Consider the following 21710-nt stretch of genomic DNA (forward strand, 5'->3'; position numbering starts at 1 on the left):
GTCGCCTTCGGGGGTGTCCATCGCGGTTTTCTTAACCCCACCCACAGCGTTGCTTCACGCCCGGTCCCCGAGACCTAGAGGGTTACCCAGACATTTCCTCTCAAATCGGCGGAACCAAATGGCGGTTGCAAAAGGCGTATATCACTCTGTGATCGGTCATACATCGTCCGTGCGCATGCTTGTGCGAACCACACGCACACGGAAGGGCGCATCATGAGCGAGCAGACGGAAGTCGTCCTGCCCACGGCGGACGACCTGGTCCCCCCGGCAGGTGTCAAGGCCTGGGCCTTCGGGGCCCGGACGCTGCTGAAGGGGTTCCACGACAAGATGACGATCGTGAACAAGGAGAAGCCGCACGTCGAGCTCCTGATGACCAAGCTGTCGCGCCTGGAGAGCGCGATCATCGCGGGCACGGCCGAGACGGCCGCCCGCACCACGTTCGTCGAGTGGGTCAGGGACGAGGACGAGGGCGGCTGGCCCTACTACGTGAAGGTGAAGGCCGCGGATGATCTGCGGCTGGCGCGGGAGGCGCGGGAGGCCCGGCGCCAGGAGGTCGCCGGATGGGCCAGGAGCGAGGCCGTCAAGGAGCGCAACCGGTACGGCTCGGGAAACAACAACGCCGTCGGCATGGTGATCTCGGGTCTCGCCGACACGGTCTCGGAAACGGTCTACGTCGGCACCAGCGGGGCGTACGCCTACGCGGTGGTGCAGCACCCGGTCATGAAGAAACTGCTGACCGGAGTGGTCCAGGCGGAGTCGTGGCCGGTCACCGGGTGCGCGGAGGTCGACGCGATGAACAAGTTCCTCATCGCGAGGGCCGTCACGCCCGCGACCAAGATCGAGCCGGGCACCCTTTACTTCCACGCCGAGACCTGGAACGAGAAGGGCGGGAAGTGGCAGGCGCGCGGCGCCTGCAAGAACTGCGAGCAGTGGCTGTCGAAGATCGAGGCCCGTCACGGCTGAGGCGGACGGTGACTCCGTACGGGCGAACCGAACGCCCCGCCCGCGGCCGGGGCCCGGCGCCGTCGTCCGGCGCCGGGCCCGCGTGGGCGGAGATTCGGGAGGGGCGGGAGGGGCAGGAGGGGGTCAGGAGGTGGTGCGGCGGTGCTCCTCACGCGTTCCGGCTCCCGAAGGCGTTCCCGCTCCCGAAGGCGTTCCGGCTCCTGACGGCGTCCCCGTGCCCGTGCCCGTCCCGAGGAGGTCGTCGCCGGGCAGGTGGGCGGGGGGCGCGTTGAGCTGGCGGGGGCCCAGGTCGGCCTCGGCCGCCTCGGCGACCGCCTCCGCGGCGGCCTTCTCGGCCAGCATCCGCTCCTCGGCCGCCGCCTCGTTCACCCTGGGGGTCTCGCGGACGGCCGACGACTGCGGGAGCGCCTCGGTGAACGCCCTGGAGACGCCCTGGATCGCGGAGGTGACCTCGCTGGGGATCACCCAGAACGTGTTGTTCGGGCCCTTGGCCAGCTCGGGCAGCACCTGCAGGTACTGGTACGCGAGCAGCTTGGGGTCGGGGTCGTTGCGGTGCACGGCCTGGAAGACCTCGTCGATGGCCTGCGACTGACCCTCGGCCTTGAGGATCGCGGCGCTCCGGTCACCCTCGGCCCGCAGGATCGCGCTCTGCTTGTCGCCCTCGGCGGTGAGGATCTGCGACTGCCGCTGGCCCTCGGCGTTGAGGATCGCGGCGCGCTTGTCCCGCTCGGCGCGCATCTGCTTCTCCATCGCCTCCTTGATGCTCTTCGGCGGGTCGATGGCCTTGATCTCCACCCGGTTGACCCGGATGCCCCACTTGCCGGTCGCCTCGTCGAGCACCCCGCGCAGCTGGCTGTTGATCGTGTCGCGCGAGGTCAGCGTCATCTCCAGGTCGAGCGAGCCGACGACGTTGCGCAGCGTGGTGACCGTGAGCTGCTCCACGGCCTGGATGTAGTTGGCGATCTCGTACGCCGCCGCCCGGGGGTCGGTGACCTGGAAGTACAGCACTGTGTCGATCTCGACGACCAGGTTGTCCTCGGTGATCACCGGCTGGGGCTTGAAGGAGACGACCTGCTCGCGCAGGTCGATCATCGGGTAGACCCGGTCGATGTACGGGATCACGAAGTTCAGGCCGGGCTTCAGCGTGCTGTGGTAGCGGCCCAGCCGTTCCACGTTGCGGGCCCTGGCCTGGGGGACGATGCGCACCGAGCGGATCACGGTGAAAACCGCCAACAGGACGATGAGCAGTCCGGCTATGAGCAGAGCGTCCATGGTGTCACTCCCGTGGATACACGAGCGCGGTCGCGCCCTCGATCTCGATGACGTCGACGGTCGCCCCGGCGGGTATCACCAGGGTCTCGTCGTAGGCCCTGGCGGACCACTCCTCGCCGCCGATCCGCACCCGGCCGTCCCGGCCGGTCACCTCGCGCAGGACGTAGGCGGGCTTGCCCACGAGCGCCTGGATCCCGAACCGCTGGCTCCGGGGCTGCCGCATGGTGAGCTGGCGCTTGGCGATGGGCCGGACCACGACCACCCCGGTGATCAGGGACGCGATGAACACCACGAGCTGGAGCGGGATCGGCAGGCCGAGCCCGGCGGCGACGGAGGTGATGAGGGCGGCTCCCCCGAGCAGGCCGAGAGCGGTGGTCAGGGTGAGTATCTCGGCGACCCCCAGGGCTACCGCCAAGATCAACCAGATGACCCAATACTCCATGCTCCGGCCCTCCTGCCTGTACAACGCGCCGGACGTCCGGGAGGTTCCTCTCCCCACCGTATGTCCTTCGCCGGATCGCCGACAGGCCCGGCCGCGCCGCCGGATCCCGGGGCTACCGGGCGGGCTCGATCGTTCCCGAGACCGCGCCCAGGGTGATCGTGGTCCCGCCGGGCCCGGGGGCGGTCGCGGTGATCGTGACGGTGTCCCCGTCCTCCAAAAAGGCCCTGGCCGAGCCGTCGGGCAGTTTCAGCGGCTCGGTCCCGTTCCAGGTCAGCTCGATCAGCGAGCCGCGCTCGCCCGGCTCGGAGCCGGACACCGTGCCGCTGGCGTAGAGGTCGCCGGTGCGCAGGGCGGCGCCGTTGACGGTCATGTGGGCGAGCATCTGGTCGGGCGTCCAGTACATGTCCCGGTACGGGGGCCGGGAGACGACCTCCCCGTTCACGGAGACCTCCAGCCGCAGGTCGAGCCCCCAGGGGTCCTCGCGGCGCAGGTAGCCGAGCGGCTCCGGGTCCTGCGGCCTGCCCTCGACGCGCGCCTCGGACAGGGCCGCGAGCGGGGTGATCCACGGCGACACCGAGGTGGCGAAGGACTTGCCGAGGAACGGGCCCAGCGGGACGTACTCCCAGGCCTGGAGGTCGCGGGCGCTCCAGTCGTTGACCAGGGTCACGCCGAACACGTGGTCCTCGAACCGCCCGGCCCGGTCGCCGAGGGCCGTGGGCGTGCCGACGACGAATCCCAGCTCCGCCTCGATGTCCAGCTTGGCGGACGGGCCGAAGACCCCCGCGCCGCGCTGCCCGGAGGGGCGGGTGACCGGGGTGCCGGACGCGACGACCGTCCCGGCCCTGCCGTGGTAGCCGACCGGCAGGTGCCGCCAGTTCGGCTTGAGCGGCTCCTCGTCGGGACGGAACATCCGGCCCAGGTTGGAGGCGTGCTCCAGCGAGCAGTAGAAGTCGACGTAGTCGGCCACCTCGACCGGCAGGTGCAACGTGACCTGGTCGAGCGGGACGAGGTGCGGCCCCATCACCGCCCGGTCGGTGCTCAGCTTGTTCTGGATCAGGGCGCGGGTGTCGCGCCACGCGGCCGGGCCCCTGGACATGAAGGCGTTGAGCGAGCCGGTGGCGAAGACCTCGTCGTGCAGGGCCCCGGCCAGGTCGACCACGTGGTCGCCGTACCGGACGCCGACGCGAGGGGTCTCCCCCTCGTGGCGGGAGAAGACTCCGTAGGGCAGGTTCTCCAGGCCCCAAGACATCACGCGTTCTCCTCTTCCGTGTTGGGGGCGGGCGGGCGGCGCGCGATCAGGCCCAGGGCCACCAGGTCCTCGATCGGGGTGTGCGTGTCGCACGATCCGTACGACACCAGCAGTTCCCTGGCGCGCGCCGCGGTGTCGTCGGGCACGGCCTGCGCCAGGCGTACCAGCTCGCCGACGTCGGTCAGCCTCAGCACCGGCACCGGATCGCGGTCCTCCACGGCCGCGCAGACCGCGAGGACCAGGTTGAGGAAGCCGTGCCGGTCCACGCCCAGCACGGGATCGAAGTGGCGGACCGCGTTGTGCAGCCCGGCGGTCGCCTTGAACGGCACGCCGTGTCTCGCGCAGTGCGCGACGAGGGCGCCCAGGTCCGCCGCGCCGGGGAAGGCCCCGGCGGTCAGCCCGCCGCAGCGGAACTTCAGGCCGGGCCCCGTGGCGTCGCGCGGCAGGGAGGCCAGGTATGCGAGGTCGCCCGCGGGCACCTCCACGAACAGCCGGGCGTCGCCGGGCAGCCGTCCGGCCAGCCGCTCCGAGACGGTCCCCGGGGTCTCGCCCGGCGCCTGCCGCACCTCGACCAGCTCGACGGCGACGCCGTCGAGGGGCGGGACGTCGGGGGTGTCCAGGATCAGGCCGACCCGGATCGGGAAGGTCAGGTGGTCGCGGAGCTCCGCCAGGCGTCCGGCCGGGCAGAGGAACCGGTGGGTGAGCACCGGGTCGTTGCCCGCCAGGTCGTTCCTGTGCCGCTCCAGGGCCTCGGCCATCGGCAGCCCGGTCGGCGGGAACAGCCCGGCGTCGTCGACGAGTTCCCGGAAGAGCACCGCCGTTCCCATGCCCACGCCGTTCACAGCCGCGCCCGTCCCCGTGCTCGTGTGTGCGCTCATGGTCCTGTCCCTACCCCGTGACGGGCCCGCGATCGTGCCCCGCGCCGCCGCGGCGACGGGTCCGCGCCCTGGGCGGTGTTCCGATCCGTGTCCTGGGTCGCGTGTGTCAACGGGCCCGTGTCCCGGGTGGCGTGTGTCAACGGGCCCATGTCCACGCGTACGCGGGGTCCTCCACCGACAGCCCGGCCGGGCCGAGGTCGAGGGGGCGGAAGGTGTCGACCATCACGGCCAGCTCGCTCGTCCGGGTGTGGCCCTGCCGTACCGCCTCGATCACGGCCTCGACGGCGCCGGGCTGCGGTCCGTGGGTGAACCCGGCCGGGTGCAGCGAGACCGAGCCGACGTCGATGCCCGAGCCCCTGCGCGCGGTGTAGTCGCCCCCCGCGTAGAACATCAGCTCGTCGGAGTCGACGTTGTGGTGGTTGTACGGGATCGGGATCGCGTCCGGGTGGAAGTCGAGCGGCCGGGGGCAGAACGAGCAGATCACGAAGTTGGGGCCCTCGAAGGTCTGGTGCACCGGCGGCGGGGCGTGGGTGCGCTTCACGATCGGCTCGAAGTCGTTGATGTTGAACGCGTACGGGTAGAGGCAGCCGTCCCAGCCGACCACGTCGAACGGGTGGTCGCGGTAGACCAGCCGGGTGAGCCCGCCGCGCGTGCGGACCAGCACCGGCACCTCCTCGCCCTCGGCGATCATGGGCTCCTGCGGGGTGCGCAGGTCGCGCTCGGAGTAGGGGGCGTGCTCCAGGAACTGGCCGTACTTGGACAGGTAGCGCTTGGGCGGCCGGATGTGCCCCGCCGCCTCGACGGTGAACGCGGTGACGGGGCCGCGCGGCACCCAGCGGTGGATCGTCCCGGTGGGGACGACGACGTAGTCGCCCTCCCCGGCCTCGATCGCCCCGTACGTCGACTCGAACCTGACCCGCCCGCTCGCGACGTAGACGCACTCGTCGCCCATGGAGTTGCGGTAGAGCCCGCTGGGCGCCTCGCTCGCGGCGTACGACATGCGGACGTCGGCGTTCCCGGCGAGCAGCCCGCGCCCGGTGATCAGGTCGCCCCCGGCCGGCAGGTCCTGGGTGCGCAGGTGGCGGGGGGAGAGGGGCACGTTGGGGGTGAGGAGCCCCTGCGACGCGTCGGGCTCGACGGCCTCGGCCTTGATGATCGCCGTGGGGAGGTGGCGGTGGTAGAGCAGCGACGAGTCGCTGGAGAACCCCTCCTCGCCCATCAGCTCCTCGGCGTACAGCCCGCCGTCGGGCCTCCGGAACTGTACGTGCCGCTTGCGGGGGATCTCCCCCACGACCCGGTAGTACGGCATCCGCTTCTCCCAGCTCTGTCCGTTTATCGGACGCATGCGTCCTTTATACGAACAACCATCTGTCAGGGGCGAGGAGATGTCAAACGTCGTTCCCGTGGGACGTGCCGGTTCTCTGCGCACCCGATCCGGTCCCACGCCCGGAACGCCGCGGCCGTGCGGCCCGCCTACGCCGGGCCGGGGGTGTCGTGTCCCAGGCCCCGGCGGATCGCGATCTCCACGGGTGAGTACGCGCCGTCGGCCCGCTCCAGTTCGTACGGCGCGGCCGGCATCAGCGGCGGCTGGGCCATGAAGCGCGGACGCGTCCCGTGGTGCGGTTGCGCCGAGTGCACCAGGAACGGATGGCACAGGAAGACGTCGCCCGGGGATCCGGTGGCGAGGGCGAGCGGCCGGTGGTCGGACGCCGCCACCAGGTCGGGCGCGAGGGTCAGCCCGCTCGCCCCGTCCTCCCCGTACTTCTCCAGCACCTTCGGCACGTCGAGGTGTGAGCCGACCCGGATCCGGGTCGGGGCGTCCTCCTCGCCGACCTCGCTGAACAGGAACAGCATCAGCAGTGCCCGGCCCCGGGAGCGCAGGTTCGTGAAGTACCAGCTCTCGCCCTCCGGCAGGTAGCTCCCCTCGATGTGCCAGCCCGCGTCGTCCGGCTCCTCCTCGTGCGGGAAGCGCAGCGGGAACGTGCCCAGCGAGTAACGCGGCTCCCAGCGTCCCGCGCCGACGAGCAGGTCGTACGCGTGCTGCAGGAACGGCGAGTTGGGCGCGGCGGCGAACGGCCCCTGCGCCATGCCGGGCACCCAGTGCACGGGCCGCGTCCACGTCGCAGGATCGTCCGGGTCGCAGCCCGTCTCCCGCCACAGCAGCCGCGCGCAGTCCGCGGCCACGCGCGGCGCGACGGCGCCCTCCAGCTTCACGAAGCCGTCGCGGAGGAAGCTGGATACCAAGGTCGTGTCGTCCATGCCCCCATCGTGCGACGACACCGGCCCCGGGCGCCCGACATTTTCCGCGCCGCCTGTGTCGGGTGCCCACCGAGCCCCTTCTCGCCCGAACCGCTCTCCTGAAGCGCGTTCAGGGACTCCCGGCAGGGCGTCGGGGATGCCGTCCGAGCGCGCTCAGGGACGTTCCTGGTAGGCGTCGGGGATGCCGTCGCCGTCGAGGTCGGCGGTGTCGGCCTCGTGGATGCGCCGGTAGACCCGGTTGCGCAGGCGGAGGACGATCGCCGCCGCCAGCGCCGCGATCAGGGAGCCCGTCAGGACCGCCACCTTGACGTGGGCGTCGCGCTCGCTGCCGGCCCCGAAGGCGAGCTCCCCGATGAGCAGGGAGACGGTGAACCCGATCCCGGCCAGCACCGACAGCCCGCCCACGTCGACCCAGGCCAGGCTCTCGTCCAGGTCGGCGCGGGTGAAGCGGGACACCAGCCAGGTCGCGGCCATGATCCCGATGGGCTTGCCGACCACGAGGCCGATGACGACGCCCACCGCGACCGGGTCGGTCAGGGCGGTGGCCAGGCCGCTCGGGCCGCCGAGGCTCACCCCCGCCGACAGGAACGCGAACACCGGCACGGCCACCCCGGCCGAGAGCGGCCGCAGGCGGTGCTCGAAGTGCTCGGCCAGGCCGGGCCCGGCGTCCGGGCCCCCCGCTCGTTCGCTGCGGACGACCGGCACCGTGAAGGCCAGCAGCACCCCCGCGACGGTGGCGTGCACCCCGGAGGCGTGCATCAGCGCCCAGGTCGCGGCGGCGAGCGGGAGCAGCAGCCACCAGGCGCGCACCCGGCGCTGGACCAGCAGGGCGAAGAGCGCCAGCGGGACCAGCGCGCCCAGCAGGGGCAGGATTGACAGGTCCGCGGTGTAGAAGATCGCGATGATGACGATGGCGAGCAGGTCGTCCACCACGGCCAGGGTGAGCAGGAAGGTGCGCAACGCCGCGGGCAGGTACCGGCCGATGACCGCGAGCACGGCGAGCGCGAACGCGATGTCGGTGGCCGTCGGGATCGCCCACCCCCGCGCCGCGCCGTCCCCGGCGCCGCTGGAGAGGGTGACGAGCAGGTAGAGCACGGCCGGGACGAGCACGCCGCCGAACGCGGCCGCGACCGGCACCGCGGCCCGCCGCGCCTGGCGCAGGTCACCGGCGACGAACTCGCGTTTGAGCTCCAGCCCGGCCACGAAGAAGAAGATCGCCAGCAGCCCGTCCGAGGCCCAGGCCGCCAGGTTCAGATCCAGGTGCAGGGCCGCGGGACCGACCCTGACGGCGCGCAGTGCCTCGTAGGCTCCCGACCAGGGGGAGTTCGCCCAGATCATCGCCGCCACCGCGCCGGCCAGCAGCAGCGCCCCGCCGACGGTCTCCCCGCGCAGGATGTCCGCGACGCGCCGGGCCTCGTCCCACGAACCCCGGCTGAACAGGCGAGGCGTGCCGGGTGAGGTGCCGCTCATGGGTGCTCCACTTCGGTGTCGGGGCGGGGACCACCGACTTCGGGGTCGGGTCGGACACTGCCGACCAGACTTCCCGGCGCACCGGCGTCCACCCTACCGGCGGGTCCATGGGAGCCCGGCGAGAGGGTGGGGCGCGGGGGTACGTTTTTCCGGGTTCACGGGAGCCCGGCGCGGGGGTACGTCCTTCCGGGGTCACCGGGCCCGGCGCGAGGGTGCGTTCTTCTGGGTTCAGAGGGCACGGTCTTTTCGAGTTCGGAGGGCACGGTCCTTCCGGGTTCACCGGAGCCCGGCGAGGAGGTGCCGCGCAGGGGTCCGGTTCTTCCACGGCATGGCCTCCTCCAGACGGGCGGCGACCCGGAGCAGCAGGTCCTCGCGGCCGTAGGCGGCGACGAGCTGCACCCCGATCGGCAACCCCTCCTCGCTCCGGCCCAGCGGCAGGCTGATGGCGGGCTGGCCGGAGATGTTGAACACCGCGGTGAACGGCCCGTAGTCGAAGATCGACTCCAGCCAGCTCGTCACGGTGTGGCCGGGATCGTCGTACCGCAGGGTGCCGTGCGGTGCGGGAAGGCGGCCCAGGGTCGGGGTGACGAGCAGGTCGTACCCGGTGAAGAACGCCCCCACCAACCGGCTCACCCGGTTCTGCGCGTCGAAGGCCCCCATCAGGCGCGCGACGCCCAGCTCCCTCGCCTCCTCGAAGGCCCGCAGGGTGACGGCCTCCACCTTGGCCGGGTCGGGCGGTCGCAGGGCCGTGAGCAGCGGCGCGGCGACGGCGAGGGTCGCGGTCGGCACCATGGCGCGCATGACGGCGTCCCAGTCGACGGCCGGGCTCGCCTCGGTGACGAGGTGTCCCGCCTTCTCCAGTACGCGGCCCGCCTCGACGGCCGCCGCGGCCACCTCGGGGTCCACCGCCGCCCCCGACCACGCCCGCGTGGTCACGGCCACCCGCAGCACGCCCGGATCGGCCCCTGGCTCGTCGGCGTACCGGCCGGTGGGCGGCGGGGCGGTGTACTTGTCGCCGGGGGCCGGGCCCTGGACGGCGTCCAGGAGGTGGGCGGTGTCGCGGACGGTACGGGTCAGCCCGAGCTCGTAGGACAGCCCGAACAGCGCCTCGCCCAGGTCGGGCCCGCACGGCGTCCTGCCCCGGCTCGGCTTGAGGCCGACCAGCCCGCAGCAGGAGGCGGGGATCCTGATGGAACCGGCGCCGTCACTGCCGTGCGCCATGGGCACCGCACCGGCCGCGACCAGGGCGGCGGCGCCCCCGCTCGAACCGCCCACACCCCGGCGGGGGTCCCACGGGTTGAGGGTGGGCCCGTACCTGACGGACTCGGTGGAGAAGCTGATCAGCATCTCCGGGACGGTGGTCATCCCCAGGGTGACGAGTCCGGCGGCACGGAACCGCGTCATCAGCTCGGTGTCGTGCCGGGCGACGACCCCCTCGATGCTCCGGCTCCCGCAGCAGAACGGCACCCCCTCCGCCACCGGGCCGTTGTCCTTGATCAGGAACGGCACCCCCGCGAGCGGCCCGTCGGCGGAGTGGTCGAGCGCCCGGGGGAACAGCGGCAGCGCGAGACCGTTCACCTCCGCGTTCGCCGTCCCGAGGGCCTCCCGGGCGACGGTCTCGACCTCGGCGGCGGTGACCTCACCCGCCTCTATCAGGCCACGGAGCCCGACGGCGTCGTACCGCACGTACTCGTGAAGTTCCACCGGCATTCCCTCTCTGTGTCTCTCTGTCTCTGCCTCTGCGTTGCTTCGCGTTGTTTCCGGCCTCGGTGCCCTTCTCGCGTCGTGCGGCCGGTACGTCGAGCTTCGGTCCGGTACGCGTCGTGGCCATCCGGGGCAGCACTGAACATCGGTACTGAGAAGCCGGTACCACCGGCCCGGGGAGCCCGGGGGTCCGGAATTCGGGGTTCGGGAGCCTGCCGGTCTTGTCGGTTCTCGTACGAAGGGCCGGTGTTCCGTCACCCGCGCTGCCGGACTCGCGCTGTCAGACTTGGAGGATGGACATCCGACGCGGCCCGGACGCCTTCGTCGGGCGCGAGCGCGAGACGGCACTGCTGCGCGAGGCGATCGCGGCCGCTCACGAGGGCAGGGGCGGCGTCGTCCTGGTCTCGGGACCCGCGGGAATCGGCAAGTCGCGGCTGGTGGAGGAGGCCGTCGCGGGGGAGACGGCCGTCCTGTGGGGACGCTGCCTCGCGGAGGACGGCACCCCGCCGCTGTGGCCGTGGCTACGCGTCATCGGGAAAATCCCCGGGGGGCCGCTTCCTACCGGGGTTGCCGTAATCACCGGGTTCGCCGGAATCGCTGAGACCGCCGGGACTGCTGGGACGGTTGAAACCGCTGGGACCACTGGGACCACTGGGACGGTTGAGACCGCTGGGATTGACGGGACGGCTGAACCCGCAGGGCCCTTCGAAATCACCGGGGTCACCGGGATCACCGGAATCATCGGGATCGCTGAGACCACTGGGGCTGTCGGGATCGGCGTGGCCACTGGTCTCGCTGGGGCCGCCGGGGGCGTCGGGGGATCCGGCGCGATGGACGCATTCGAGGCGGCGGCGGTGCGCTTTCGGCTGATGGCCGCCCTCACCGACGTTCTCGTCGGGGCCGCGGAGGAGGCCAAGGGGCTCGTCGTTGTGATCGAGGACCTCCACGACGCCGACGAGGCCTCGCTGGCCCTGCTCCGCCATGTCGCGTTCGAGGCCGCGGAATCGCGACTGCTCGTCGTCGTGACCCACAGGAACGCCACCACCCGGCGAGCCGTCGAAACCCTCGCAGAGGTCGCCCGTGGTCGCGCGGCACGGATCGTCCCGCTCACGCCTCTCACGCTGCCGGACGTCGAGCGATACCTCGCGGTCCTGCCGCGCGGCGTCACCCCGGCCCGTCCGGTGACCTCCTCGACGACCCACCCGGTGGCTCATCCGGTGGCCCGCTCAGCGGCTCGTTCGGTGGCTCGCTCGGTGCACGAGCGAACCGGCGGGCTGCCGCTGCTCGTGTCGATCATGGCGCGGGCCCTCGACGAGATCGGCTTCAACCCCGGTCCTGGCCCAGGCCCAGGCCCAGGCCCCGGCCCCGGCCCTGGTCCTGGCATCGGCTCCGCCACGGGGACCGCCCCCCGCGTCGGCCCTGCTGCGGGGACCGGCCCTGGCACGAGAACCGGGTCTGCGGGGACCGGCCCTGGCATTGGCCCCGACGCGGGGACCGGTTCCGACATGAGGACCGGCCCTGCCACCGGTCCCGGAGCCGAGGCCGATGGCGGGGCCGATGGTGAGGCCGGTGGTGGGGAGTGGCTTCCTCTGCTGCCGTCGGCGGATCTGCGGTTTCTCGTCGCGAAGATGCTCGACGGGCTCGATCCGGCGGTACGGGACACGGCGAGCGCGGCGGCGGTGCTCGGCGAGGACCTCGACCTCGCCTTGCTCTCCGACGTCGAGGATCTGCCTCCCGCCACGGTGTCCGGCCATCTCGACGCGCTCGCCGGGACCGGTCTGCTCACCCGTACCGGTGACGCGCCGCCCCGGTACCGCTTCACCCACGCCCTGGTCCGCGAGGGGGTCGTCGCGGAGTCGGTACCGGCGGCCATCGCGTTGCACCGGAGGGCGGCCGAGTCGCTGCAGCGGCGGCTGGGCGCCGATCCCGCGCACGCGGCCCGTATCGCGGCCCACTGGAGGCAGGCCGGTGACGACGCCGAGGCACTGCGGGCCACCCTGCGCTGGACACGGGCCGCCGCCGCGTACGCGCTGCGGTCGCTGGCCCCCGAGGAGGCGGTCCGGTCGCTCGACCAGGCTCTGGAGGCGCTCGGCCGCGTGGGAGCCGGGCAGGCGGAGCGGGCGGAGCTCCTCGTCGAGCTCGCGACCGCCGAACGCCTCGCCGGGTGGATCCCGCGAAGCACCGGGCACTGCCGCGAGGCGGCGGACGCGGCGGAGTTCGCCGGGCGGCCCGACCTGCTCACCGCCGCCGCGCTCGTCATCTGCGGGGTCGGCGATCCGTCGGTCGTCGTGCGGACGGTAGCCCTGTGCGATCGCGCGCTGTCCGCTCTGGATGCCCTGGATGCCCTGGATGCCCTGGATGCCCTGGATGCCCTGGACGTACTGGATGGCCAGGATGTCCTGAACGCTTTGGATGCCCTGGACCCCTCGGACGCCCTGGACCCCTCGGACACTCCGGCCCCCTCGGACGCTCCGGACGCCCTGCCGGGAACCGTCCCCCACACCGATACCGGCGCGGAGGGCACTCGTGCCATGACCGCTTCGGAGGTGGCCGTCGCCCGTGCCCGCCTGCTCGCGCGGAAGGCGTGCCTGGAGGTCGAGGCGGGGAGGTCTGCGGGTGCCGTACGGGAGTCGGCGGAGGTTCTGCGGCTGGCGGAGGCGTGCGGTGATCCGGTCGCGCTGCTGGACGCCGGGCGGGCCAGGGCCGGGGTCCTCGACGGGCCGGACGACGTGGTCGAGCGCCTGCGGATCGGCGAGCTCGCCATCCGGACCGCGTCGCGCGCCGGTCGGCCGATGGCCGCCGCGCGTGGGCACGTCTGGCGTGTCGACGCGGGCTACCAGCTGGTCGATCTCGCCGCGGTCGACGACGAGATCGCCAGGCTCGGCGAGCTGGCCGCGACCGCGCGCCTGCCCGTGGCCCGCTGGTACCACCTGCGCGTGTCGGCGGCGCGCGAGGCGCTGGCGGGCCGGTTCGACCGGGCACGCTCCCGGTCGGCTGAGGCGGGGGAGATCGCCGTCCGGATGGGCGATCCTCTCGCGTACCTGGTCACGGACGTCTTCGGGCAGCTCCTCGCGCTCGTACGCGGTGACCGGAGCGACCTGCCCACCGGCTACCGGGAGTCCTTCGCGGCGCTCCCTCCCATCCCCGTCGTCGAGGCCGCCCATGCCCTGTGCCTGCACCTCGACGGGGCCTCGGGGGAGGCGTTCGCCGGGTACGAGCGCCTGCGCCTGCTGTTGCGGGAGCCGGTGCCCGGGGTGCGGGGGATGGGAGTCCTCCAGCATCTGACCGAACTCGTCGAGGCGTTCGACGACGCCGAGGCCGCCGGGTGGGCGCACGCCCTGTGGCTGCCCTGGGCCGCCGCCGGGGGCCTCCCGGGGAACGCGGACAGCTTCTGCGGGGGCGCCTCGGCGCGGGCCCTCGGCCGGATGGCCGCCGTCATGGGACGGCTCGACGAGGCCGCGGAGACGCTGCGGGCCGCGGCCGAGATCAATCTCCGGCTCGACGCGCGGCCCTGGCTCGTCCACACCTGGCTCGCCCTCGCCGACGTGCTGCGGCGCCGGGGAGCGGCCGGTGATCACGCCGAGGCGGCGGCGCTCGCCGCCCGCGCCGCGGCCCAGGCGCGGCGGCTGGACCTGCCGGGACCGCTGGCCCGCGCCGATCGGCTGCTGGCCGACATCGAGGCCCGGCATCGCGCCGCCGACCCGCTGACCGCCCGGGAACGCGAGGTGGCGGGCCTCGTCGCGCGGGCGCTGTCGAACCGGCAGGTCGCCGAACACCTCGTGCTGAGCGAGCGTACGGTCGAGAGCCACGTGCGCAGCGTCCTCGCCAAGCTCGGCCTCACCAACCGGGCGGAGCTCATCGCCCACCTCCTCGGCGACCGCCCCTGAGGGGGGAAGATCCGGCGGTCGTCGTTGTGAGGCGGGGGCCGGGGTCCGGCGGTCGTCGCCGTGAGGCAGGAGGCCAGGGGACCAGGGGACCAGGGGGCAGGGGGCCAGGGGCCAAGGGGCCAGAGGGCCAGGGGCCAAGGGGGTGGCCGGAGGTCAGGGTTTGCGGCCTACGGCGCAGAACTCGTCCACCTCGCGGTCGCCAGCGGCGATCGACGATTCCGGTCGCCAGAGCGGGCACGAGACCACGCCGGGTTCCACCGGTTCCAGGCCGTCGAGGTAGCTCGCGATCTGCTCGGGGCTGCGCAGGACGTACGGGGCCGAGCCGGCCTCGTTCCAGAGGGCGATGGCCTTCTCGAACTCCGGGCCGCGGATCACGTTGGTGCCGTCGGCGACCGCCAGGTAGCTGCCGGAGGGCAGGGCGGCCAGCAGGCGGCGCGTGACCGCCCGTCCCTCGTCGATGTCGGGGAGGTGGCCCAGGATGTTCATCAGCATGAGCCCGACGGGCTTGTCGAGGTCCAGGGTGGCCCTGGCGGCCTCCAGGACCGCGTCCGGGTCGCGCACGTCGGAGTCGACGTACTCGGTCACGCCCTCGGCGGTGCCGATCATCAGGGCGCGGGCGTGCGTCAGCACCATGGGGTCGTTGTCGACGTAGACGATGCGCGCGTCCGGGGCCACCCGCTGGGCGATCTGGTGGGTGTTGTCGGCGGTGGGCAGCCCCGTGCCGATGTCGAGGAACTGGCGGATCCCGCCCTCGCCGGCCATGTACCGGACGGCGCGGGAGAGGAACGCCCTGGACGAGCGGGCGATATCCACGATGTCCGGGAAAATATCGACGAACTGGTCACCGATCTCGCGGTCGACGGCGTAGTTCTCCTCCCCGCCGAGCCAGTAGTTCCAGATCCGGGCGGAATGGGCCACGCTGGAGTCGATCTGGGTGGGAGCGCGCAGGGCGGACTCCTGGGGCACGGGGCGCTCTTTTCCTGGCATCGAAGAACGAGGATCTTGCGTCTTGCGTCTTACGGATTTCTGGCCTTATCGGGGAATTCGTCGGTACGTCCGGTTGAGATGCGACGAAGAAGGCATCAGGTCAGCGAGCCCGACAGCTCCGCGGCGGCGGCGGCGACCCGGGGGCCCACGGCGTCCGGGTCGAGCGGGGTGAAGGTGACCACGCCCACCGACGCCTCCAGCCAGGGGAGGCCGGGCACGGGGGCGGCGACACCTCTGGCCCCCTCCTGGAGCTGGCCCTCGGAGACCAGATAGCCGGTACGGCCCTCGCGCAGGGCGAGGATGGCCAGTCCGGCGGCACCCCGTTCCAGCGGGTGGCGGGAGCCCTCGCGGTAGGCGACGTGCATGTTCGTCCAGGAGGGTTCGACCACCGCCACGGCCAGGCCGTCGTCGCCCTCGGCCACCGTCAGGTGCGCGGTCGCCCCGACCTCCTCCGCCAGCCTGCGCAGGGTCGGGAGGGCGCCCTCCCGCAGCAGCGGCTGCACGGCACGGGCCAGGACGAGGACCCCGAAGCCCAGGTGGACCCGTCCGTCGCCGTCCCGGCGGACGAAGCCCTCGCTCTGGAGGGTGGTGAGCAGCCGGTACACCGCCGGGCGGCTCAGCTCCAGCTCCGCAGCCAGCTCCGTGGGGGTACGGCCCCGCCGCCCGTCGGCGAGCAGGCGCAGCAGCCGCAGGCCGCGCTCCAGGGTCTGCGAGGATTCGGCCGGCATCTAAAACGCCCGCTGGGCTGGAAGCATGCCCCGATTATCGCCCGGCCCCCGGGACGCCCACCGGGCGGGGATCATGCTTCGGACAGCGTCTCCGGTGTCCAGGATGCCCGCCGAGGCCGTCGTCGCGTGTCCCGGGCATCTCGCTGGACGGTGATCGCGCTTCGAGCGTCGTCCGGCCCCGGCCGGAAGGCGGGACCACGCCTCGATCGTCACCGTCGCCCCGGTGCGGGCGAACAGTCCCGGTATCGGCCGGTCCCGAGCATCGGGATCAGTGGGTGCCGGGATCAGTGAGCGTCGAGATCAGCGGGTGCCGGGATCGGTGAGCGTCGGGATCAGCGGATGCCGGTGATCAGCGGGCGTCGAGGAAGGTGAGCACGGCGAGGACGCGGCGATGGTCGTCCTCCGTCCCCGGTATCCGCATCCGGGACAGGATGCTGTGCACGTGCTTCTCGACCGTGCCCTCGGTGATCCACAGCTTGTGCGCTATGCCGGAGTTGGAGCGCCCCTCGGCCATCAGGGCCAGGACCTCCTGCTCGCGCGCGGTGAGGAGTCCCAGCGGGTCGTCCCTGCGGTGGGTCATGATGAGTTCCCGTACGAGACTCGGATCGACGACCGAGCCGCCCTGGGCGACGCGCCCGAGCGTCTCCACGAAGTCGTCCACCCCGGTCACCCGGCTCTTGAGCAGGTAGCCGACCCGGTGTCCCGTGGCGAGCAGCTCCATCGCCTCCTCCACCTCGATGTGCGCGGACAGCAGGAGGATCCCCGTCTCCGGGAACTCCTCGCGGATCACCCGTGCCGCGTCGAGGCCCTCGTTGGCGTGGGCCGGTGGCATCCGGATGTCGAGAATGACGAGGTCCGGCCGGTGCAGCCGGACGAGGGCGAGGATCTCCGTCGCGTCCCCGGCCTGGCCGACGACCTCGAAGCCCGACCGCGACATGAGGCTCGCCACCCCCTCGCGGAAAAGCACGTCGTCGTCCGCCAGCGCTATTCGTATCCGCTCCCCGCTCACGGTTCCCGCTCTTTCGCCATGCATTTCTCCCCGAATTCTGGTTACGGAAATGGTCATGCCGGGTTAAAGGCATTGCATATCGGATGCCCGAGCGGTCGTACGGACGGAGCGCGGTCGGGAAATAATCGTCAACCCCCTTCTTGACATGCGAGTATCTTAGTCTCTATGCGCGAACGGCTTTTGTCGTTATTGCTGCGCACAAAGCGTCCTCCCCTCGCGGCAGGGGTCGTCTGTGGCGCCCTGTGCATCGCGGCGGAAGCCCTGCTGTCCCTTTTCCTGGAGCGCGTGACGTCGGGCGACTTCCTCGGCGGGATCTATCTGCTCGGTGTCCTGCTGGTCTCGGTCGTGTGGGGCCTGGGGCTGGGCCTGGCGACCCTGGCGGGCAGCGCCGTCGCGTTCACCTACTTCAACCTTCCGCCCGCGTGGAGCCTCTCGTCCGAGACGCACTGGCTCTGGACCCCGCTCCCGATCTTCCTTCTCGTAGGGCTGGTGATCAGCTCGATCGCGGCGCTGGCGCGCTCGCTGAACATCCAGGCGGACGACCGCCGGCGCGAGGCCGATCTCGCCGCGCAACTGGCCCACATCCTGTTGCGTACGAAGGACCTGGAGGCCGCGCTGCCACCGGCCTCGCGTCTCCTGTCACGGACTCTCGGGGCCCCGGACCTGGAGCTCCGGCTTGAGGAGATCCCCGAGGAGGAGGACGGAGAGGCGCTGCCGCTCACGGAGAACGGCGCCAGGGTCGGCACCCTGGTCCTGCCCGCCGGGGTGCCCGAGCCCGTACGGAGACGTCTGCGCGAACGGATGGCGCCCTCCCTGGAGGCGCTGCTGAGGGCGGCGCGTGATCGGGAGAAAACCGAGGTCGTCCTGGCGTCGAGCCGTGACGAGATCCGCCGGATCGCCCGGGAGCAGGCGGCGCTGCGGCGGGTCGCGACGCTTGTGGCGCGGGGCATCTCCTCGGCGGAGCTGTTCAACGCGGTCGCCTTCGAGATGGGGTCCCTCATGGAGGCGGACCACGTGGCGATCAGCCGCTACGACCCCGGCCACGTGACGGTGCTGGGCTCGTGGAGCTGGCGGGACGCCGGTACGGAGAAGGTGCTGCCCCTCGGCTCGCAGTGGCCGCTCAACGAGGTGAGCGTCTCGTCCGCCGTACTGGAGACGGGACGCCCGATGCGCAGGGTGGACTACGCCCAGAGCGTTGGAAAGATCGCGACATGGGCGAAGAAGATGGGGGTCACCTCCGCCGTCGGTTCGCCCGTCGTCGTCGACGGATGCCTGTGGGGGGTGATGATCATCTTCTCCAGCACCCGGGAGCCGAGGTTCGAGGGCGGGGAGGAGCGCATGATGGACTTCACCGAGCTCGTCGCGACCGCCATCTCGAACGCCCAGGCCCGTGCCGAGCTCGCCGCCTCCCGCGCCCGGGTCGTCGCCGCGGCCGACGAGACCCGCCGCCGCATCGAGCGCGACCTGCACGACGGGGCCCAGCAGCGCCTGGTCTCGCTCGGGCTCGAACTTCGCGCCGTGGAGGCCGGTGTGCCGCCGCCGATGACCGAACTCAGGGGGCGGCTGTCCCACGCGGTCCAGGGGCTGACCGGGGTCGTGGACGACCTGCGGGAGCTCTCACGGGGCATCCACCCGGCGATTCTCTCGAAGGGCGGGCTCGTGCCCGCCCTGAAGGCCCTCGCGCGCCGCTCCGCCCTCCCCGTCGAGCTCGAACTGGCCTCCGTCCCGCGTCTGCCGGAGCGCGTCGAGGTGGCCGTCTACTACACGGCGGCGGAGGCGCTGACCAACGTGGTGAAGCACGCGAACGCCTCCGTGGTGCACGTCACCCTGGGCATGGCCGGAGCGGCCCTCCGGCTCTCGATCCGCGACGACGGAGACGGAGGGGCCGACTACGGCAAGGGGTCGGGGCTCATCGGGCTCAGGGACCGCGTCGAGACGCTCGGCGGCAGGCTGAGGATCATGAGCTCCGTGGGGGCGGGGACGTCGCTCTCCGTGACGATACCGATCGTGATGACGCCGATCGTGATGGTTCCGACCCGCGATGACGCCGACCGTGATGCCGCCGGTCCGTGATGGCGCCAACCGTGATGCCGCCAGCCCGTGATGCCAGCGGTTCGTGATGCCAGCGGTTCGTGATGGCGCCGACCGTGGTGATGCCGACCTGTGACGGTGCCGGTCCGTGATGGCGTCGATCTTGATGCTGCCTGCGCGTGACGGTGTCGGCCCGTGACGACGTTGGCCGTGACCGCGCCGGCTCGTGAGGGCTTCGTCGCCGGCTCGCGAGGGCCTCGTCCCGTTCTACTCCGTGACGGCGCCGGCGAGGGGGAGGCGGAGGACGAAGCGCGCGCCACCGGTACTGGAGTCCTCCACGTCGATGGTCCCCCGGTGGGCCTCGGCGATGTCACGGGCGATCGTGAGGCCGAGCCCGGTGCCGCCCCGGTTGCGGCAGCGGGCGGTGTCCAGCCGGGTGAACCGCTCGAAGACCCTCTCCCGGTCGGCGGCGGCGATGCCGTTGCCGTCGTCGGCGACGGCCAGCTCGCCGTACCGGCCGTTCCGGCACACCTCGACCAGCACCGTGTGCCTGGCGTGGCGCTGGGCGTTGTCCAGGAGATTGGCGAGGAGGCGGGTGATCTCCGCGTCGACGACGTTCGCCCGCACTCCGGGGGCGAGCCGGAGCCGTACGGGGACACCGTTCTCGCGCCTCGCGATCGCGGCGCGGACCATTTCCCCCAGGTCCACGTTGACGAACGCGTCAGGCGGGTTCGCCCCCACCTTCGCCAGCACCAGCAGGTCGGTGACGATCGTCTGGAGACGGCCGACGCCCTCCAGCGCGTCCGCCAGGAGTTCGTCCAGATCCGTCTCGCCGGGGTGGAGCCGCGCCTCCTCCAGGAGCGTCCTGAGCCCGGCGATCGGGGTGAACAGCTCGTGGGAGGCGTCGGCCACGAACCGCCGCTGCTGGGTCAGCGACTGGTCGACCCGGCTTCTGGCGCTCTCCAGCCGGTTCAGCAGGTTGCCGGTGGCCAGGGCGAGATGCATGATCTCGTCCGCCCTCGGAAGGCCGTGGAACCCGATACTCAGATCCTTGGCACGAGGCGACATGAGGGTCCGTTCCGGTGTGTGTCGATCGGTGTGCCTCCGTCGACGGCGACGGTGTTTCTCGCGGGCAGATCGATGGCCGGGGGGAGCCCTCCCGCCTCTGGGCAGTTGTCCACCGCATCATGATGTCGTCTCCGCCGCCCGCCGTCTGCGATGGCAGCCTCCGTTCGGACCTCCATGCCAGCGGGACCTCCGGCATCCCCGCTAGCCACCATGCCCCGCCGTCCTCACCCTGGGTACGGCCCGGCTCACTCCGGCGCGGCGTCGGTGTGAAGTGTGATGGCCGGTACGGGTTCGGCATGAGACAGCGATAGATATCAGAATGCTGATGATTCCCTGACTGGGGCTGTCGAGCCCCTTGTGATCTGGGTAAAGTGCGGATCGATCGTTTTGCCCAGATTTCCGGGGAGTTCAGGACATGCGACTTAATCTGCGCCGGGCTCTCGCCGTGGGCGCCGCGCTCGCGCTCGTCGGTGTCATGACACCCGGGGCCGCGTACTCGCAGGACGATCCCCGCAGCTGTAACGACCTGCTGGGAGCCGACGCCCCGGCCTACATCGTGTGCACCTGGCTGGCCAAGCCGGAGGAGGCCCTCGGGGTCGCGCTGTTCTGGGGAGCCAACGACGGCGCCCATCTCAAGGAGGCCACCCCGAGCGAGGGCAAGTTCCTCGACTGCTCGGCCGCCGGGTCGGCCTGCCCGGAGCCGCCCGGCGGCGGTTCCGAGGGCGACGAGAACTCGCCCTTCCCCGAGGGTGCCGGAGACGGCGGCGCGCCCGAGTGCGAGGCCGGTCAGCCGTGCTCGGTCGACGGGCACGGCGAGGGCGGCGACGGCACGGTCGCCGGGGACGAGCAGACCGGCGGCACCTCCACCCCGACGCCGACCCCCACCCCCACGGGCGTCCAGGACCCCGCGATCGCGGCGGCGGCGCAGACTCCGGCCGGTCAGGCGATCACCGCCGCGAAGGCCGTACAGCTGAGGGTCTGGATCGACACCGAGCTGGCCGACGACTGGAAGGCCGGAGCCGAGACCTTCGCCGCGGCCGTCAAGCGCATCGGCGCGCTCGCCTCGCGCCCGGAGGTGGCGGGCATCCGGTTCACCTCCCAGCTGGGCTACAACACCACGTTCAAGACCGACGAGGAGATCACCGCGTTCGTCGCCGCGGCCTCCGACGCGCTCCGCCAGGCCGCGCCCGGCAAGCGGCTGGGCATCCACACGGTGGTTCCCGAGCTCGCCTGCGGCGCGAACGACGCCTGCAAGGCCGAGATGCGCAAGCGGTACCCGCTGCTCGCCCCCGAGAAGATCGAGTCTCCCCTGATCGCGGGCCGCGTCGACCAGCTCTCCCTGGACAGCGGCCTGCTGTACGGCGGCTACGACGCCTGGAAGATCAACGCCGAGCAGGCCCACCTCAACCAGTGGATCCAGGTCCGCGCCCGTTCGTGGGACGTCCTGGCCCAGGTCGCCGCCGAGGAGACCGGGCTCGTCGGCCAGGTGACCGCCGCCAGGATCGCCTCCCGGCTGTCGGCGCCCGTCAAGGACGGGGGCGCCCAGCAGGTGAACGTGTGGACCAGCGTCCAGAACGCCCAGGGCGCGGTGACCCGGCTCACCGCCTGGGACCAGCTGAAGAAGCTTCTCCCGATCCAGCGCCGCCTGGCCGGCGTCTACAACCCGGCCAGCCCCGAGACGGACGCGACCACCGACCTCAAGAAGCTCTCCGAGGTCTTCGGCCAGATCTATCTCACGACCGCCTGATCCTCCGCCGACCGGC

General features: G+C 72.1%; 16 protein-coding genes. 4 read left to right on the forward strand and 12 right to left on the reverse strand.

All coding sequences use genetic code 11. The annotated features are described in order from the left end of the window. Nucleotides 1-213: 213 nt before the first annotated feature. A complete protein-coding gene (locus ABT053_RS15740) occupies nucleotides 214-963 on the forward strand; it encodes a hypothetical protein (protein ID WP_350969718.1) in 750 nt (249 codons plus the stop codon). A 123-nt stretch (nucleotides 964-1086) separates the two neighbouring features. On the opposite strand, the gene ABT053_RS15745 is transcribed toward ABT053_RS15740, so the two are convergent. From ABT053_RS15745 to ABT053_RS15780, 8 genes are all read right to left on the reverse strand, one after another. Beyond that, entirely contained in the window at nucleotides 1087-2235 is a 1149-nt protein-coding gene (locus ABT053_RS15745; RefSeq protein ID WP_350969719.1) for an SPFH domain-containing protein, read from the reverse strand. A gap of 4 nt (nucleotides 2236-2239) precedes the next feature. Further along, a complete protein-coding gene (locus ABT053_RS15750) occupies nucleotides 2240-2677 on the reverse strand; it encodes an NfeD family protein (protein ID WP_350969720.1) in 438 nt (145 codons plus the stop codon). A 112-nt stretch (nucleotides 2678-2789) separates the two neighbouring features. Continuing rightward, nucleotides 2790-3926, reverse strand: coding sequence for a fumarylacetoacetase (fahA, locus tag ABT053_RS15755; RefSeq protein WP_350970004.1), 1137 nt, complete (start codon nucleotides 3924-3926; stop codon nucleotides 2790-2792). Beyond that, nucleotides 3926-4804 (reverse strand): hypothetical protein, encoded by an 879-nt coding sequence (locus tag ABT053_RS15760; protein WP_350969721.1) that lies wholly within the window; start codon nucleotides 4802-4804, stop codon nucleotides 3926-3928. Before ABT053_RS15760 ends, fahA begins: the two co-directional genes overlap by 1 nt. 136 nt (nucleotides 4805-4940) lie before the next feature. After that, nucleotides 4941-6113 carry a homogentisate 1,2-dioxygenase gene (locus tag ABT053_RS15765; protein ID WP_350970005.1) on the reverse strand — a complete coding sequence of 391 codons (1173 nt, stop codon included), beginning with the start codon at nucleotides 6111-6113 and terminating at the stop codon, nucleotides 4941-4943. 164 nt (nucleotides 6114-6277) lie between these two features. After that, nucleotides 6278-7063 (reverse strand): phytanoyl-CoA dioxygenase family protein, encoded by a 786-nt coding sequence (locus tag ABT053_RS15770; protein ID WP_350969722.1) that lies wholly within the window; start codon nucleotides 7061-7063, stop codon nucleotides 6278-6280. A 153-nt stretch (nucleotides 7064-7216) separates the two neighbouring features. After that, a complete protein-coding gene (nhaA, locus tag ABT053_RS15775) occupies nucleotides 7217-8533 on the reverse strand; it encodes a Na+/H+ antiporter NhaA (protein ID WP_350969723.1) in 1317 nt (438 codons plus the stop codon). A gap of 276 nt (nucleotides 8534-8809) precedes the next feature. Then, a complete protein-coding gene (locus tag ABT053_RS15780; protein ID WP_350969724.1) occupies nucleotides 8810-10237 on the reverse strand; it encodes an amidase in 1428 nt (475 codons plus the stop codon). A 293-nt stretch (nucleotides 10238-10530) separates the two neighbouring features. Here ABT053_RS15780 and ABT053_RS15785 point away from each other — a divergent pair, with 293 nt between their 5' ends. Then, nucleotides 10531-14124 carry a helix-turn-helix transcriptional regulator gene (locus ABT053_RS15785; RefSeq protein ID WP_350969725.1) on the forward strand — a complete coding sequence of 1198 codons (3594 nt, stop codon included), beginning with the start codon at nucleotides 10531-10533 and terminating at the stop codon, nucleotides 14122-14124. A 153-nt stretch (nucleotides 14125-14277) separates the two neighbouring features. Here the strand turns inward: ABT053_RS15785 and ABT053_RS15790 are convergent, their stop codons facing one another. From ABT053_RS15790 to ABT053_RS15800, 3 genes are all read right to left on the reverse strand, one after another. After that, entirely contained in the window at nucleotides 14278-15111 is an 834-nt protein-coding gene (locus ABT053_RS15790; protein ID WP_502991774.1) for an SAM-dependent methyltransferase, read from the reverse strand. A 95-nt stretch (nucleotides 15112-15206) separates the two neighbouring features. Beyond that, nucleotides 15207-15839 carry an IclR family transcriptional regulator gene (locus tag ABT053_RS15795; RefSeq protein WP_350969727.1) on the reverse strand — a complete coding sequence of 211 codons (633 nt, stop codon included), beginning with the start codon at nucleotides 15837-15839 and terminating at the stop codon, nucleotides 15207-15209. 349 nt (nucleotides 15840-16188) lie between these two features. After that, nucleotides 16189-16872: a response regulator gene (locus tag ABT053_RS15800; protein WP_350969728.1), complete on the reverse strand. Its 684-nt coding sequence runs from the start codon at nucleotides 16870-16872 to the stop codon at nucleotides 16189-16191. 141 nt (nucleotides 16873-17013) lie between these two features. Between ABT053_RS15800 and ABT053_RS15805 the strand changes: the two genes are divergently transcribed. Further along, a complete protein-coding gene (locus tag ABT053_RS15805) occupies nucleotides 17014-18921 on the forward strand; it encodes a sensor histidine kinase (RefSeq protein WP_350969729.1) in 1908 nt (635 codons plus the stop codon). 225 nt (nucleotides 18922-19146) lie between these two features. Here ABT053_RS15805 and ABT053_RS15810 read toward each other — a convergent pair whose 3' ends face one another. Further along, complete coding sequence (locus tag ABT053_RS15810) at nucleotides 19147-19884, reverse strand: sensor histidine kinase (RefSeq protein ID WP_350969730.1); 738 nt, start codon at nucleotides 19882-19884, stop codon at nucleotides 19147-19149. Nucleotides 19885-20362: 478 nt separating this feature from the next. Here ABT053_RS15810 and ABT053_RS15815 point away from each other — a divergent pair, with 478 nt between their 5' ends. After that, nucleotides 20363-21694: a hypothetical protein gene (locus ABT053_RS15815; protein ID WP_350969731.1), complete on the forward strand. Its 1332-nt coding sequence runs from the start codon at nucleotides 20363-20365 to the stop codon at nucleotides 21692-21694. Nucleotides 21695-21710: the final 16 nt, after the last annotated feature.

Origin of the sequence: Streptosporangium sp. NPDC002524 (genome assembly GCF_040295985.1) — a bacterium.
Lineage (GTDB): Bacteria > Actinomycetota > Actinomycetes > Streptosporangiales > Streptosporangiaceae > Streptosporangium.